The organism is Streptococcus sp. 2020WUSS084 (assembly GCF_044427445.1).
GTDB classification, from domain to species: Bacteria; Bacillota; Bacilli; order Lactobacillales; family Streptococcaceae; genus Streptococcus; species Streptococcus suis.
In genome coordinates this window covers 42887-59954 of the sequence record NZ_JAOTGC010000009.1, presented here as the reverse complement: position 1 = coordinate 59954, position 17068 = coordinate 42887, and the positions used below count along the sequence as shown (strand labels likewise).

The 17068-nt window shown below is 43.4% G+C and carries 13 protein-coding genes; 4 read left to right on the top strand and 9 right to left on the bottom strand.

The window, feature by feature from the left end; genetic code table 11:
- Positions 1 to 26 precede the first annotated feature (26 nt).
- Positions 27 to 1514, top strand: a complete 1488-nt coding sequence (zwf, locus tag ODU50_RS06550; protein ID WP_024407440.1) for a glucose-6-phosphate dehydrogenase — start codon at positions 27 to 29, stop codon at positions 1512 to 1514.
- A gap of 42 nt (positions 1515 to 1556) precedes the next feature.
- Positions 1557 to 2279: a DNA alkylation repair protein gene (locus ODU50_RS06545; protein ID WP_105153158.1), complete on the top strand. Its 723-nt coding sequence runs from the start codon at positions 1557 to 1559 to the stop codon at positions 2277 to 2279.
- 38 nt (positions 2280 to 2317) lie between these two features.
- Here the strand turns inward: ODU50_RS06545 and ftsY are convergent, their stop codons facing one another.
- From ftsY to rnc, 5 genes are read right to left on the bottom strand one after another with little or no spacing between them, the layout of a single operon-like run.
- The gene (gene ftsY / locus ODU50_RS06540) at positions 2318 to 3592 is read right to left on the bottom strand and encodes a signal recognition particle-docking protein FtsY (RefSeq protein ID WP_105153159.1); all 1275 of its coding nucleotides are present in this window, start codon (positions 3590 to 3592) and stop codon (positions 2318 to 2320) included.
- Between the two features lies 1 nt (position 3593).
- On the bottom strand, positions 3594 to 4406 hold the full coding sequence (locus ODU50_RS06535; RefSeq protein ID WP_105120964.1) for a Cof-type HAD-IIB family hydrolase: 813 nt from the start codon (positions 4404 to 4406) through the stop codon (positions 3594 to 3596).
- Positions 4396 to 5205, bottom strand: a complete 810-nt coding sequence (locus tag ODU50_RS06530; RefSeq protein ID WP_105120963.1) for a Cof-type HAD-IIB family hydrolase — start codon at positions 5203 to 5205, stop codon at positions 4396 to 4398. The genes ODU50_RS06535 and ODU50_RS06530 overlap by 11 nt, the downstream gene beginning before the upstream one ends.
- Complete coding sequence (gene smc, locus ODU50_RS06525) at positions 5202 to 8735, bottom strand: chromosome segregation protein SMC (RefSeq protein ID WP_203181148.1); 3534 nt, start codon at positions 8733 to 8735, stop codon at positions 5202 to 5204. The genes ODU50_RS06530 and smc overlap by 4 nt, the downstream gene beginning before the upstream one ends.
- Before the next feature lie 2 nt (positions 8736 to 8737).
- Positions 8738 to 9424, bottom strand: a complete 687-nt coding sequence (rnc, locus tag ODU50_RS06520) for a ribonuclease III (protein ID WP_012028264.1) — start codon at positions 9422 to 9424, stop codon at positions 8738 to 8740.
- A 188-nt stretch (positions 9425 to 9612) separates the two neighbouring features.
- On the opposite strand from rnc, the gene ODU50_RS06515 reads away from it, so the two are divergent.
- Positions 9613 to 10602: an acyltransferase family protein gene (locus tag ODU50_RS06515; protein WP_105153161.1), complete on the top strand. Its 990-nt coding sequence runs from the start codon at positions 9613 to 9615 to the stop codon at positions 10600 to 10602.
- A gap of 244 nt (positions 10603 to 10846) precedes the next feature.
- Here ODU50_RS06515 and ODU50_RS06510 read toward each other — a convergent pair whose 3' ends face one another.
- Complete coding sequence (locus ODU50_RS06510) at positions 10847 to 11887, bottom strand: helix-turn-helix transcriptional regulator (protein WP_105153162.1); 1041 nt, start codon at positions 11885 to 11887, stop codon at positions 10847 to 10849.
- An 11-nt stretch (positions 11888 to 11898) separates the two neighbouring features.
- Positions 11899 to 13170 (bottom strand): MFS transporter, encoded by a 1272-nt coding sequence (locus ODU50_RS06505; protein ID WP_105153163.1) that lies wholly within the window; start codon positions 13168 to 13170, stop codon positions 11899 to 11901.
- 271 nt (positions 13171 to 13441) lie between these two features.
- Here ODU50_RS06505 and ODU50_RS06500 point away from each other — a divergent pair, with 271 nt between their 5' ends.
- Positions 13442 to 14929, top strand: coding sequence for a DUF1846 domain-containing protein (locus ODU50_RS06500; protein WP_105153164.1), 1488 nt, complete (start codon positions 13442 to 13444; stop codon positions 14927 to 14929).
- 81 nt (positions 14930 to 15010) lie between these two features.
- Here ODU50_RS06500 and ptsP read toward each other — a convergent pair whose 3' ends face one another.
- Both ptsP and ODU50_RS06490 read right to left on the bottom strand, forming a co-directional pair.
- On the bottom strand, positions 15011 to 16744 hold the full coding sequence (ptsP, locus tag ODU50_RS06495) for a phosphoenolpyruvate--protein phosphotransferase (protein ID WP_044668726.1): 1734 nt from the start codon (positions 16742 to 16744) through the stop codon (positions 15011 to 15013).
- Positions 16745 to 16748: 4 nt separating this feature from the next.
- A complete protein-coding gene (locus ODU50_RS06490; protein WP_002936050.1) occupies positions 16749 to 17012 on the bottom strand; it encodes a phosphocarrier protein HPr in 264 nt (87 codons plus the stop codon).
- Between the last annotated feature and the right edge of the window lie 56 nt (positions 17013 to 17068).

Genomic DNA, 17068 nt, shown 5'->3' with positions numbered 1-17068 from the left:
TATACTCAACAGATAGGAATGAAATTATGTCATCACATGTATTGTTTACAATTTTTGGTGCTAGTGGCGACCTTGCCAAACGCAAACTTTACCCATCTTTATTCCGCCTCTATAAGGCTGGACACATCAAGGAAAACTTTGCAGTAATTGGTACAGCTCGCAGACCCTGGACCAAGGAATTTTTTGAGCAAACCGTCATTGAATCACTAGGTGATCTGCCTGACACACCACGTCAAGCTCATGAATTTGCTAGTCATTTCTACTACCAAAGCCACGATGTCAATGACACGGAACATTATGTAGCTCTTCGTAAATTACAGGACGACTTGTGTGAAAAATACGATACCCAGCACAACAAGGTCTTCTTCCTCTCTATGGCACCTGAATTTTTCGGAACCATTGCCAAACACCTCAAATCTGAGCAAATCGTTGATGGACAAGGTTTTGAACGCTTGATTATTGAAAAACCTTTCGGAACTAGCCTTGCTACAGCTACCAAACTCAATGATGAATTGGCAGCAGCCTTCAATGAAGACCAAATCTACCGTATCGATCATTACCTAGGCAAGGAAATGGTGCAAAATATCTTTGCGGTTCGCTTTGCCAATATCATTTTTGAGCATATTTGGAACCGCGACTATATTGACAATGTTCAAATCACTTTCGCTGAAGCCATTGGTGTTGAGGATCGTGGGGGCTACTACGATCATTCTGGCGCCTTAAAAGACATGGTGCAAAACCATGCCCTTCAAGTTCTTTCCCTTCTAGCAATGGATAAGCCAGCCAGCTTCAAGGAGGAAGATGTCCGCGCTGAAAAAATCAAGGTCTTCCAACACCTTCGTCAGCCTTCTGATGAGGACCTCAAACGCAACTTCATCCGTGGTCAATATGCAGCAGGTTCCATCGACGGAAAAGACTACGTTAGCTACTTGGATGAACCAAATATTGCCGAAGCTTCTCAGACAGAAACCTTTGCAGGAGGTGTCTTCTTCGTTGATACTGACCGTTTCCGTGATGTCCCTTTCTTCTTCCGTACAGGTAAACGCCTGACAGAAAAGGGCACACGCGTGACCATCACCTTCAAGCATGCGGAAGATATTTTTGGTCAACCTTCTGAGGCCAATGTCTTGACCATTTTCATCCAACCAACTGAAGGCTTCATGCTCTCTATCAACGGTAAGGAAGTTGGTTCTCACTTTGCACTTACTCCTGCCAAACTCAACTTCCGCCACAATGCAACTGCTCTTGGAAATTCACCTGAAGCCTACGAAAAACTATTTTACGATGTCCTAAATGGTGATTCTACTAACTTTAGCCATTGGGAAGAAGTGAAAGCAAGCTGGAGCTTGATTGACCGCATTGTTGATTTGTGGGCAAGCAACCAAGTCCCACTCCACACCTATCCAGCTGGAACTATGGGACCTGAGGCTGCCTTTGATTTGCTAGAAAGCTACGGTTGCAAGTGGGTCTGGACACCTGATGTGTGGTATCGTGAACGTGGCTTGTTAAAATAACACATGAAAACTGGAGCAATCCAGTTTTTTTCGGAGATATTTATGACTGAATTAAACACTATTCTCACCCAACTTGAAGCAGCCAGCCATGCTGGCACCCTCAAGCGTTATGAAAAAATTGGCGAAACTAAGCCCTACTACGGCGTTCCGATGGGAGCTATTTCTGGTATCGCCAAGGCCTATAAAAATCGACTGGACTTGTTTGCTCCACTCTGGCAAACAGGTGTCCTTGAGTCACAATATTTAGCTATTCAAATTGCCAAAACAAAACCTGACCAGCTGACTTCTGCTGTTTTAGAAGCCTGCCTAAATGAACAAGTTTCGGTCAACGTCCTCGATAAGCTAGCTTCCATCATTCTTAGCAAACGCAAGGATAGCAAAGACTGGGAGGAATACTTACTCATCCAAGACCAAGCAATTTTTCAGCGACTTGGTTGGTTCCTTCGTGCCAAATACTTTGCTGGAAAAACAGCAACAAATCAAGAAATTGAAGAGACTCTAGACCATATTCGCCAGCATTTACAGAATGCAGAACCACTTATCCAATGGACCATGAACCAGTGCTTGGTGGAGATTGCCGTTGCTTACCCCGACTATCTAGAACAAGGCCTTGCAATCGGTCAGGAGTTAGCTGTCTATGTGGACATGAAAGTTCCAAAAGGCTGTACTTCTGCCTACGCACCAGACTGGATTGAGGCTTTATTGAGGAGGAAACAATCGTGGTATTGTGGACATCGCCATTTACTCACTGCTGCATACAGATAGAAAAAGTCGCTAGTTCTTGTTGAACTAACGACTTTTTTCTACACCAATCCCTCCAAGAGCCCACGCATGAACTCTTCGGATTTGAATTCTCCGATGTCATCGATTTTCTCACCGAAACCAATCAGCTTGACTGGAATATCTAATTCCTGACGGATAGCAAGGACAACACCACCTTTTGCAGTCCCGTCTAGCTTGGTCAAGACTAAGCCTGTCAATGGGGTAATTTTTGCAAATTCCTTGGCTTGACTGAGGGCATTTTGACCTGTGGAGGCATCCAATGCTAAGAGGGTTTCATGCGGTGCATCAGGTAGAGTCCGTTTGATGATGCGACCGATTTTTTCCAGCTCTGCCATGAGGTTGTCTTTATTCTGCAAACGACCTGCTGTGTCAATCATGAGAATATCCACACCTTCTGCCACGGCACGTTTTACCCCATCAAAGACCACACTAGCTGGGTCTGACTTTTCAGGTCCTGTGACCACAGGCACATCGACACGGCGACCCCACTCAACCAGCTGGGCTACCGCACCCGCACGGAAGGTGTCCGCTGCGACCAACATGACCTTCTTGCCAGCCTGCTTGTACTTGTAGGCCAACTTTCCGATAGATGTCGTCTTCCCAACACCGTTGACACCGACAAAGAGCATGACTGTCAAATCATCTTGAAAATTGATTTGCTCGCTGAATTGACCATCTTTTTCGTAAATATCCACCAATTTTTCGATGATAACACGACGGAGTTCATCTGTCTTCTTGGCATTTTGTAGCTTGGCTTCATAGCGGAGCTCCTCTGTCAGAGTAGAAGCAACTTGCACACCTACGTCTGACAAAATCAGCATTTCTTCCAACTCTTCGAAAAATTCTTCATCAACCGAACGGAAATTGGCAAAGAATTCATTGAGCCGTGCTCCAAAGCCTGTACGGGTCTTTTTCAAGGTCCGCTGATACTTGTCCTGCTCACTTTCTTGCTCTACTGAAGCAACTTCCTCAACAGGCTCTTCCTTGACCTTGGTTTGAATAGCAGGGTCAAAGCCTTGTTCCTGCGCTTCCTTCACTCGAGCCGCAGCAGCTTCTTTGGCTGCATAATACTGAGCCATCATGTCTAAGGTCCGTTGTTTCTGAGCTTCTTGCTCAGCAGTCAATTCAGACTCTACTACTTCAGACTGGAACTCTTCCTTTTCTTGACCAGCTGACTCAACCTCAGCAGTTACAGTATCTTCGCTAGAAGCCGACTGCTCCGTTTCTACTTCTTCAACAAGAGCGACTTGCTCCTCTTGTTTTTCTTGTCCAAATAATCGATCAAATAATCCCATACTAGTCCTCATTCAATACATAGTGCTCGATGGCCCAAGCAATGCCATCTTCATCATTGGTTTTTGGCAGGACAAGGTTGGCCGCAGACTTGATTTCATCAGTCGCATTCGCCATGGCAACACCCAAACCAGCCCATTCAATCATGGAAAGATCATTTCCTTCATCGCCACAGGCCATAACTTCTGATTGATCAATCCCCAGATGTCCAATCAACTTAGCCAAACCATTTGCCTTGTGGACACCTTTTGGACTCCATTCGAGCAGAATATCACGCGATTTGAAAATCTCGAAGCGCTCGTGAAGTTCCGCAGGAATTTTTGGAATTTGTCCATCCAAAAAGTCTGCTGCCACAGCTGAAACTGCCTTATTGTAAACAAAATCTTCTGGCATTTCCTCATCGCTTGCCACAATTTTATTAAGCAATGGATTACAAGTTAGATAAAGCGATTCATGGGCTGATGGTAGAGAATAGACATCACCACCATAGAGAACATCCAGAGGCAGGTCCAAATCATTTGTCACACGACGGATGGCACGGACATCTTCAATGGTGAATCCAACCTTATCCAAAACCCGACCTGTATTTTCCTGGACTAGACCACCGTTAAATGTAATCGAATATTGATTCTCCCCTAGCAGATCTAGTTCTTCTAGAAAAGTACCGATAGCTTGTAAAGGACGCCCTGTTGTCAGAACTACATAAACTCCACGATCACGCGCTGCCTGCAAGGCCTTTTTATTAGCTTCTGAAATCCGTTTGTCCGATGTCAGAAGTGTTCCATCTAAATCCAATGCAATCAACTTAATTGTCATTTACTTCCTCCTCTAAATAGGCTAATACTGCTCCATCATTGCAATGACCAATCATCAAATCTGCCCGAGCTTTCACTTCCTCTCTTGCATTTTCTGTCGCAAGAGCCAGACCTGCAAAGTCAAACATATCCAAATCATTTTGATTATCACCAAATGCCACTACATCCTGACGGGCAATTCCAAAATGAGCACAGAGATGACTCAATCCAACTGATTTATTTGAACCATTTGGAATTATATCAATATTGTCAAAACCAGTTGTCATGGCCGTTACACCTTCAAATGTATCATTTAACCATCGTCTGGCATCGTCCATTTCCTCAGGAGAAAATTTGGCATTGATTTTTATAATCTCTTCTCGAACTTCTTCAAATGTGTCTACCAATCGAAAATGCGCGTAATAATTCGCCATCGCTTCTAAAAACTGAGGCTCAGCATTTTTTAATAAATAAAAGTTTTCGAGGCCAGACAGCACCATGGACTGACTGCTACCAAAGGGACCTGCATCAATACCCGCGATAATCGGCAGATAGATTTCAGGACTAATTGGATCATCCATAAAGATAGTCTGTCCCTGATATTCAACGATTGAACCATTTTCTGCCACAAAACCGATTTCATCTACAAAATCTTCAAAAACAAGTTTCAGGCTTTGCATAGATCGCCCACTTGCTGCCACAAATAAATAACCTTTTTCTTTGAACTGATTCAGTATACGACGAAACCGTTCCTTATCAAAACTATGGTCTTCTCGTAAAAAGGTACCATCCATATCACTGGCGTAAATTTTGTTAATCATAATTTCTCCACATCTTTCAGCTTAACGGAAACAATCTTGGACACGCCAGATTCCTGCATGGTCACCCCATACATGGCATCCGCTGCCGCCATGGTCCCTTTACGGTGGGTTACGACAATAAACTGACTCTCCTTATCAAAACGGTTGAGGTAGTCACCAAAACGTTTGACATTGGCCTCATCCAAGGCTGCCTCCACCTCATCGAGAATTACAAAAGGAATGGTCTTAACACGGATAATGGAAAATAGCAGAGCGAGGGCCGAAAGGGCTTTTTCGCCACCTGACATAAGATTGAGAGATTGAATTTTCTTACCCGGAGGTTGAACTGAAATCTCCACACCCGCAGTCAATAGGTCACCTTCTGTCAAAATCAAATCCGCTGAACCACCGCCAAACATTTGTTTGAAAGTTTGCTTGAAACTTTTACGAATAGCTTCAAATGTGACTTTAAAGCGTTCTTTCACCTCATCATCCATCTCATGAATCGTACCAAGGAGAAGATCACGCGCTGACAAAATATCAGTCCGTTGCTCATTGAGGAAGGTTAGACGATTATTGACTTCGTCATACTGCTCAATAGCATCCAAATTGACTGGACCCAAAGCACGAATAGCTCTTTCTAGGTCTTTGAGGCTTTGTTCAGCAACTGCAAGATTCTCAACTTCCTTGGCCTGAGACTGGGCAGCTTCAAAACTCAATTTAAAATGCTCGGTCAAATTACCAAGTAGAGTCCGTAATTTATCGCCCGCTTGCTCACAATCCGCCTCTAACTTAGCCTGCTTACGAATCAAATCATCATTCTTAGTCCGAGCTTGTTGCAATCTTTCTTCCAAGTCTTCAAACTGCCCATCAATATCTTCCAATTCAAACTTTAAGCGAATTAGAATCTGATTTGTCTGGTTTTGCTTATCAGATGCGGCCTGCAATTGTTCTTCAAGAATCTCAATACTAGTATCTTCAAGAGCTTCTAGCTTCTGGTCAATCATATCCTCTAAAAGAGAAATTTCCTTATCTGCAACCACTTTTTCTTCTTGCAAACGTCTCAGATCTGTCTGTTCAAAACGAAGTTGGCTAGTCAGTTCAGCCTGTTCCAAAGTTAGTTTACCCTTCTGAGTCTGTAGTTTCTGCAAGCTTTCTTGAATACTGTCGCGATTATCACGGACTTGATTGATTTGTTGATCCAAGGCTAGTTTTTTCTCATTCAAGGCTTGGACATTTACTTCTTCCTTAGCAGCAGCCTCTTCTAGCTCAGTCAAAATGGTCGGACTAACCTGACTCATTTGCAGGTCATACTGGGCTGATAGCTGAGCCAGTCTATTTTCTGCCTGTTCCTGATGGATCCTTGCGCTCTGCTGGTTCAATCTAGCTTCTTCCCCCTCCGCCTTAATCGTTTCCAAGGCTTCTCTGGTTTGGTCTAAGCTAGTTTTCTTAGCTGCAACCAAGCTTTCTTGCTCCTGCAACTGGCTAGACAGCTCTGCTATTTCTCCTAAAAGAGCATCCAGTTCTGGTTTGATAAAGGTCGTGCTGTTATTTCGATTGCTACCACCAGCAAAGGCTCCACCAGGACGGATTTCCGCTCCATCCATGGTCACCATACGCACTTGAAACTTGGTTGCCAGCGCCGCCTGATTGGCATGGTCAATGGTATCAAAAATCGCGATAGTGCCTAGCAAATTTTGGAAAATCGCATCTAAATTTGGCTGATAAGTCACCAAATCACTTGCAAGCCCCAAGAATCCTTCTGAAGATTCTAGTAAAGAGACTTGCTGTCCAGAAAGCTGACGTGGCCTGATAGTTGTTAGAGGTAAGAAGGTTGCCCGTCCTTGCCGTTTTTCTTTCAAAAATGCGATAGCTCGTTTAGCAGTCGCTTCGTCTTCAACGATGACGTTTTGACTAGCACCTCCAAGAGCAATTTCCAAAGCCGTTTGGTAACGAGTATCAAAGGTCAATTGTTCACTGACTGCTCCAATAATTCCTCCTAAGCTTGGTGCCGCCTGTAAGACAGCCTTAACCCCCGCGTAGAAATTGGAATGATTTTTTAAAATAGCTTCTAAACTAGACTGGCGAGCCTGCTTGCCTTTCAACTGATCCAGCAAATCAAACAAGCGACCTTGCTCAGCCTGATAAGCAGTCTGGACTTGATCCAATTCTGTTTTTTTGGTCTGATAGCTCTCAAGCAACTGGCGTAACACGTGATCAGCTTCTTCCAAACTTTTCCGACTCTTATCAAGTACTTCTTGAGCTGTTTGTTTTTCCGTCTGTAAGCGTGCCAAGTCTTCCGATTTACTCTCAGAAAGACTGATTTGATTGGCAATATCCTGCTGAATCTTGGTCAGACGGTTTGAAGCTTCTGCCTCTTCCTGCATCAGAGCAACATACTGTTCACGCAAATGATCTAAAACCTGATCAGGATCTTCTGAAAAGTAGGAAATTTCTTTGTCTACCGCAGCAATATCGTCTTTCAAGCTAGACAAGGAACTATCTAATTGCGCAAGCGTTTCTTGCTTTTGCTCAATCTGTTCTGCCAACTGCTCTCGTCTAGTCAACAAGTTCTCCAAGCGCGCCTGCGCTTCTTGACGACTTGATTCGTTTTGACTAGATTCCAGTTTATGGACCTCAATTTTTCGCTCCAAATCACTGATTAACTTGGTCAAATCTAACAGAACTGCCTGTTCACGCTCCAGTTGTTCTGAAAGGCTGTGGCGCTTCTCTTTCAAGTTCTGATTTTCTTGCTCCAGCTCAGAACGCTGTTTGTAGTAGCTAGTCAATTCAGTTTTGACAGACTCTAGTTCGGCTTCTTTTTCCGATAACTTTTCCTTACCAAGCGACAACTGAGCCACCAAAACATCTAAGTATAATTCCTTACGTTGACCATCTAATTCTAGAAATTTCTTAGCAGTTTGTGCCTGTTTCTCTAATGGTTTGACCTGATTATCCAATTCATAGATAATATCATCCAAGCGGTCCAAGTTGCCCTGGGCCTGTGCCAACTTACTTTCTGTTTCTTTTTTACGCGTCTTGTATTTTAAGACCCCTGCCGCCTCTTCAAAAATAGCACGGCGTTCCTCAGGCTTGGAATTGAAAATTGCTTCAACCCGCCCTTGTGAAATGATAGAGAAAGAATCACGTCCCAAGCCCGTATCCATGAAAAGATCATGAATATCCCGTAGACGAACCTTTTGCCCATCAATCAAGTACTCACTATCACCAGATCGATAAATGTGGCGTTCTACCTTGATTTCTTTCTGTTTATTGGCGATAAAACCTGTGCTATTATCCAAGGTTACGACAACCGAGGCATAGTTAAGAGCCTTGCGGCTTTCTGTTCCCGAAAAGATGACGTCTGGCATCTTGCCTCCACGTAGGCTTTTAGCAGACGACTCTCCCAAGGCCCAACGTAGACTTTCTGTAATATTGGACTTGCCAGAACCATTCGGCCCTACAACAACAGTCACTCCACGATCAAAGACTACCTTAGTCTTATCCGCAAAGGACTTAAAGCCCTGCATTTCAATTGATTTTAGATACATACCTATCCTCTAGCCTCCACAGCATTTTTGGCGGCGGCTTGTTCAGCTAATTTCTTAGAGCGACCCCGACCACGACCAATCACACGCTGATCAGCAGATACCTCCACTTCAAAGGTCTTATCATGGGCAGGTCCAGACTCAGCTATTACTTGATACGAAATAGCAATCTCACCATTGACCTGCAAAATTTCCTGCAAAGCAGTCTTATAGTCGGTCACGCGCTCAAAATTCCCTTTTTCTAAACGAGGAATCATGACCTTATGGATAAATTCCTCCACGGTCTTTTCCCCCTTGTCCAATAGCAGAGCTCCTAAGAACGCCTCGAAAGCATCTCCTAAAATAGTATCGCGATTTCGCCCTCCAGACTTCTCTTCCCCCTTACCAAGACGAAGAAACCGATCAAAACCACAAGCACGTGAAAAACCAGCCAAAGACTCCTCACGTACAAAGGTCGAACGCAACTTGGACATCTCACCTTCGGGTCTATCAGGATATTTTTGATAGAGATATTTGGAAATCATCAACTGGAGAACAGCGTCTCCTAAAAATTCCAAGCGCTCATTATGTGAAATTTTTAGAAGGCGATGCTCATTGGCATAAGAAGTATGGGTAAAAGCCGTTTCTAATAAATTCAAATCCGAAAAATCAATCCCAAAATCAGCCAATAATTTTGCATGTAAATCTTTCATCTATATGCTCCTTTCTAACTTAAACGAAATAGATGGTTTACATTTACTCCGTCCTAACATTATACCATATTTTCCACTGGACTTCTCTTGTCAACTAAGTTTCAGCCAGCACCTCTCCACATCTTTTTGCAAACATTTACATATTCATCAGATTTCGATAAAATAGAAGAAAAAAGAAGAACGTTAGCATGCAAAATAAGACAAAACAACTCAATACATCACTGCTCTCCCTCATCCAGTTCATCGGATCCATCCTCGTTATCGCCCTCCATTGCCGCAGGTTATTTGAAGCAGACCAGCTCCACTTCATCCAAAAATCAATCTTTAGTCGCATGGTCGTTCCCTACTTCATGGTCACAGCCAGCTTCTTCCTCCGACGCAACTACCCCAGCCTCTCCAAACAATACCTGATCCGCTACAGCAAACAATACTTGACCTGGTCCGCCCTCTACCTGCCCTTCTACCTCATCTACCTAACACTCCAAGAAATCCCCTTCCCCTACTATCCCCTCGCACTCCTAGTCGGACTGACCTACACCGGCACCAGCTACCAACTCTGGTACATGCCCGCTTTCTTTCTAGGTCTTATCCTCGTCCATTTTTCCTTGGAGAAATGGGGCTGGCGCATCACAGCTTGTCTAGCCTGCCTTCTCTATCTTCTAGGCTCAATCGAAACCTACTCCTCCTACCTGGCAGAATCGATTTTCCTGACCGCATTTGACAGCTACAAAACCTTCTTTTTCACCAGCCGCAATGGCCTCTTCTACGCACCGATTTTTGTCCTGACAGGCTTTTATCTAGCCGACAAACTCAATCACCCCATTTTCCAATACCGACAAAAAAACAAACTACTTGTCTGCTCAGCCCTTTTAGCTTTTGAAGCCACTGTCATCTATCTCAATCAGGGCTACGACAAGAACTTTCTATTTAGCCTGATTCCATTCACAGCCTATCTAGTCGCCTGGACCCTAACCACAGACCTCTTCCGCGAGAAAAAATTCCAATTTCTAAAAGAATACGCCAGCTATTATTATTTTATCCATGTTATCCCAGTCGAAATCAGCTTTTTCTTCCTAGAAACTAGTTCCCTGACCAAAATACAGCAAGGGTGGTTAGTCTTCCTTATCACCATCATCACTTGCCAACTGCTCAGCTGGTTAATCATTAATACTCAATGAAAATCAAAAACAGACTAGCTCCAACAGTCTGGGAATAGACTGTTGGAGGTCGGAAATTAGACGAACTTGGTTCGTGACCGTAAGATGCAGATAGAGCACTGTTCCTTATTATATTTCAAGGGAACAGGCTGAAAAGATCCACTGGACCTTTTCACTCATCAAATCAAGTCAACAACGTCTGATTTTGATTTTCGAAGAGTATAAGCACAAAAGAACCTTGTAAGATCTAACTTACAAGGCTTTTTTACAAATCAAAATCCTCTTTCAACTTATCAATCATCTGTAGGAGCAGGTCACGATTGACACTGTATTTGACATCACTATTTTTTGTATTGAAAAGAAGCAGGTCACCGTTAATCAGCTTTTGGGTGTGGAAGGATACGGCAGCCCCTGTAATATTCAGTCGCTCTGCGATATCCTTGCTCTTAGCATGGGGCTTGGTCAGCTCCACCAAGACCTGATAGCGCGTACTATCGCTGATAACCTTGAGGGCATTTGTCAAGTCATCCAGATCCAGCTCGTCATTTGAGAGCATCATCTGATCAATCCGACAGGATGCTAAAAGAGCGACTTTCATATAGTCAAATTGTTCATTGCCATAATAAGCAAACCAATAATTCCACGGACTGAGAACGAAAAATTGGGCAGTTTCTACACTCAAGCTATCCAAGCTGGTCATGGCTAACTGCTTGGATTCTCTGTAGAGTTGTTCAATGTCAAAATCCCTAGCAAAGGCTTCCCGCTCAACTCTTGCTTGCTCAAAATAGGGCTGATAGATTGGCAGCATCTTATCCAAGAGATGGACAGACCGCTGAACTGTTTCCAGGGGATTGCGAAGGGCCAGTGACCAATACCACTTTTCTGCTGGCTTTTTATCTGTCTTTTCCATGAGTTCCATGAGGCTGAGGTCCTTTTCACGATGACCGTCATTTTCAGACGCTAGCATGGTCCGCATAGCATCTTCTACCTCTTCTTGCGATAAGGCCAAAATCAGCTGACAAGCCTCCTCGACTGTCTTTGGATCCTGTCCTTGATCCAAGAGGTAGAAATACAAGGTGTGCAGGATTGTAAAGATATGGCCCCAAACAAAGACCTCATTGACTTCCTGACGAAAATCCGCCAGCTTGCTTTCTACTTCATTGCGAATGTCCAAGGCATCTTTGAGAATGTCTTTTTCCTTCTGTGACAAATCCGCCTCAAACGGCTCCTCACGCTCCTTGACAATCAAGGGAATAAAGAACTTTTCAACAATCTCGCTTCTATAATCTCGATAATCTAATTTCATACGCATACTTTCTAAGCTTTAACAACTACTTCATTTTTAGGCCTACGCCCCACAAGAATAGTATAGCTTACTAGTCCCACAGAAAGCAAGAGGAAGATGAGAGAAATACTTGTCGCAGAAAGCACCGTCACCATAAGGGCGACCAAGGCTTGACCTGCTACCATACCAATCTGGCAGAAAGAATCAATCCCTCCACCGACTGTCGCCAATTTATCTTCAGGCAATTCATTCATAACCAGAGCACTCATTTTTGGATTGAAAATTCCCAGTGTCACTGCCGTTACGAAGATCACTGCCAGTACCACATAAATATTGTGGAGAAAGAAACCTGAGAAAATCAAGACTGGCATCAATGTAGAGAATTTGAGGAGATTGATCAAGCTAACATTTTTGAACAAAGCCATACCGATACTTGACCCCAAGATACTACCAACTGAGAAGAAAATGGAAATCAAAGCAACGGTTGTTCCTGCATTGACAATCACAAAGTCTGAGAACTCCTTCATATTTAGAATAACTAATGGTGAAAGTGCAGTAAAAATGGCATTCAGGCTGGCAATGGTCACAATTGACGCTTTGAGAACAGGAATATTCTGAACAGCTTGGTAGGATTCTTTGAGACTGTTACGCATGCCCTTGATAAGTCCTGCTTCTGTTTCTGTTTGCTCAGCTTCTTGGATAGGATTTTCCTTCAGTAGCTTGGCAAGAGCTGGACGGAGGGTTGCCATGATGGCAAGACTGACCAAGAAGGTCCCTGCATTGAAGAAGGCGAGATTCTGGTAAGACATGAATCCGATGAGGATAGCACCGCTAGCTTGGAAGGCAATTTGCAAAAGACTTTTCACCGTCATCTTAAAAGCCATAGCTGTTTCACGGTCTTCAGCAGCCACAACCCGCAAGCTGACTGGCATATAGAGACCATTTTCGTATTGACCAGCAAGGTCAGACAGGAAGTTGATGACGCAGACCACCGCCACAACCCAGAGGGCTGGTGCAAATCCCATCAAGAAGCCAACAAAGGCATAGAGACCGACACGTACGACCAAGGTAGCCAGAATGGTATCCAATTTATTTTTTGTCTTATCCGCCCAGATTCCAATGAAGAGGCCTGCCAAAATCGGCAAGGTTTCAGATGCGGTAATCATAGCCAGGGCAAACTTGGTATCTGGTAAGAGTAAAACATAGTTCATCAAAGCCAGATAGTAAAGCGTATCTCCAAAGTTAGAAATCAAGTCTGCCACAAAGCTAGATAGAAATAATTTATTGTGAATCAACTTTTTCATAAGCATCTCCTTAAACATCAATTAAATATTTGTTTAACATTATTTTACACTTTATTTTGATAAAGTCAATACTTAATTTTATAAAAATTAAATATTTTTTAAACACTTATTTAATTTTTCTTCTATCTGACTTTTTCTTGACAAGATTAGCACGGTTTGTTATAGTATTGTTCGGGCACCTCTTTTGAGAGGTCGGAGAAAAGGCTCCCTAGTTTTAGGGAGCTATTTTTGTTTTTCCCAGAGAAAATTACACATTTGGAGGACTTATTTGATGAAGAAAATCGCATTTGATTCAACTAAATACTTGAATTTGCAACGTGATCACATTTTAGAGCGTATTGCCCAGTTCGAAGGCAAACTCTACATGGAATTTGGTGGAAAAATGCTGGAAGACTTCCACGCAGCCCGTGTTTTGCCTGGCTATGAACCAGATAATAAAATTAAACTCCTCCAAGAGTTGAAAGACCAAGTAGAAATCGTCATCGCCATCAATGCCAGCAATATCGAACATTCTAAGACACGTGGCGACCTAGGGATTTCTTACGACCAAGAAGTCTTCCGCTTGATTGACACATTTAATGATATTGATATCTATGTTGGTTCTGTCGTCATTACCCAATACCGCAACCAACCAGCAGCAGATGCCTTCCGCAAGCAGTTGGAAAAACATGGCATCAAATCCTATCTCCACTACCCAATCAAGGGGTATCCTTCTGATATTGACCATATCATTTCACCAGAAGGAATGGGTAAAAACGACTACATCGAAACCAGTCGCAACCTCGTCGTTGTCACCGCACCTGGACCTGGTTCAGGTAAATTGGCGACCTGTATCTCCCAACTTTACCACGACCAACTGCATGGCGTAACATCAGGCTATGCCAAGTTTGAAACCTTCCCAGTTTGGAACTTGCCACTCCACCACCCAGTCAACTTGGCTTATGAAGCAGCAACTGCCGACCTGGACGACCTCAACATGATTGACCCTTTTCACCTACAAACTTACGGCAAAACTGCGGTCAACTACAACCGTGACATCGAGGTCTTCCCTGTCCTCAACCGTACCTTTGAACGTATTTTGAACAAATCACCATACGCCTCACCGACAGACATGGGCGTTAACATGGTGGGCTACTCCATCGTGGACGAAGAGGCTGCGATCGAAGCATCCAAGCAAGAAATCATCCGTCGCTACTACCAGACCTTGGTTGATTTCAAGGCAGAGCGGGTGAGCGAGCAAGCAGTTAAAAAGATTGAACTCCTCATGAATGAAGTCGGTGTGACACCAGCAGATCGTAAAGTTGTTGTCGCTGCGCGCGAAAAAGCAGAGCTGACAACTAGCCCTGCCCTTGCTATTCAGTTGCCAACCGGAGAGATTGTAACAGGTAAGACATCCGACCTCCTCAAGCCAACTGCAACTGTCCTTCTCAATGCCATCAAGCAAATTGCTAAAATCGATGATGAAACACTTCTCATCGAACCAAACTACATCCGCCCAATCCAAGAATTGAAGGCAGATTATCTGGATAAGACCAATACACGTTTGGACGCCAGCGAAATCCTTAACGCCCTGGCCATCACTGCACAAGATAGCCCTCTTGCTGCACGTGCCATGAAAGAATTAGGCCAATTAAATGGTAGCGAAGCCCACTCGACTGTTATCCTATCTGATGAAGACAAGAGTGTCCTTCGTAAATTAGGCATCAATCTTACCTTTGACCCTATCTACCAACACAATAAATTTTATCAGAAAAACTAAGCACACAAAAAGACTTGCTCCGACAAGTCTTTTTGTGAACAGTAAAAAAGCAAGGATTCAATTCCCTGCTTTTTTCAACGATTAATCGAAATCAACATACTCTTTTTGAAGTTCAAGAACTTCTTCTGCCGTTGCACATTCTGTCAAGGCACGGTGAGCATATTCTTCCATCTTAGCTGTGTCAAGCTTCTTCATAAGGCTACGTGTACGAAGTACAGAAGTTGCGCTCATAGAGAACTCATCCAAGCCCATACCTACAAGAAGCGGAACAGCTTGTTGGTCACCAGCCATCTCACCACACATACCAGCCCATTTACCTTCTGCATGAGCAGCTTTGATAACATTATTAATCAAACGAAGGATTGAAGGGTTATATGGTTGATAGAGGTATGAAACTTGCTCGTTCATACGGTCTGCAGCCATAGTGTATTGGATCAAGTCATTTGTACCAATTGAGAAGAAATCAACTTCTTTAGCAAATTGATCTGCAAGCATTGCAGCAGCAGGGATTTCAATCATGATACCCACTTGGATATCATCTGCAACTGCTACACCTTCTGCCAACAAGTTTGCTTTTTCTTCTTCAAGAATTGCTTTTGCTGCACGGAATTCTGTTAACAAAGCAACCATCGGGAACATGATACGAAGTTTACCATGTACTGATGAACGAAGAAGGGCACGCAACTGAGTACGGAACATTTGGTTACCAGTCTCAGAGATTGAGATACGAAGAGCACGGAAACCAAGGAATGGGTTCATTTCGTGTGGAAGATCGAAGTAAGGAAGTTCCTTATCACCACCAATATCCATTGTACGAACCACAACAGGCTTGCCGTTCATACCTTCAAGAACAGCCTTGTAAGCTTCGTATTGCTCGTCTTCTGTTGGGAAGTCTTGTGAGTCCATGTACAAGAATTCTGTACGGTAAAGACCAACTGCTTCTGCACCGTTATCATTTACACCTTCAACGTCTTTTGGTGTACCGATATTTGCTGCCAATTCAAAGTGTTTGCCGTCAGCTGTAACAGTTTGAGCATCTTTCAAAAGAGCCCATTCAGCTTTTTGTTTAGCATAAGCTTCACCAGCTGCTTTAAATTCTGCAATCACTTCTTCAGAAGGGTTAATCACTACATCACCTGTGATACCGTTAACAGCCAATACATCGCCGTCTTTAACGATTTCAGTAATGTTATTTGTCCCCAAAACAGCAGCAATTTCAAGTGTACGAGCCATGATAGCTGAGTGACTTGTACGACCACCAATGTTCGTTACGAAAGCTTTTACAAACTGTTTGTTTAATTGCGCTGTATCTGAAGGTGTCAAGTCATGTGCGATAACGATTGACTCTTCGTCGATAGTTGCTGGGTTTGGCAAGCGAACACCAAGCAAGTGTGCCAATACACGTTTTGCTACGTCACGAATATCCGCGGCACGCTCTTGCATGTATGGGTTATCTTCCATACCTTCAAAGATAGCGATAAACATATCCGTAACTTCTTTCAAACCTGTCTCAGCGTTTGTTTTCTTCGCACGAATTGTTTCCTTAATCTGACCAATCATTTCTGGGTCAGCAAGAACCATCAAGTGTGCATCAAATACGGCTGCGGCCTCTTCACCTAGGCTAGCTACTGCGTTCTCACGAATAACAGAAAGCTCGTTTTGAGATGCTTCTAGAGCAGCATCCAAACGAGCTTCCTCTGCATTTGTATCTTCAACTGTAACAGTTTCGAAGGACAAATCTGGCTGAACGAGTAGATATGCCTTAGCAACAGCAACACCATCTGATGCTGCGATTCCTTTAAGCATTTCTGTCATATTCTTATGCCAATCCTTCTTTTTCCATTGTTTCAGTGATAGCTGCGATTGCGTCGTCAGCATCAGCACCTTCAGCAGAGATTGTTACGTCAGCGCCTTGACCAACACCAAGACTCATAACACCCATGATAGATTTAAGGTTAACAGACTTTTCTTTGTAGTTCAAAGTGATGTCTGAAGCAAATTTACTAGCTGTTTGCACAAGCAAAGTTGCTGGACGTGCGTGGATACCTGTTTCTGCCACAATGTGGAAGTCTTTTGAAGCCATATTTGGATTCTCCTTTATTTTTACAAAATTGCGAGTTATTTGTGATAACCCTTACA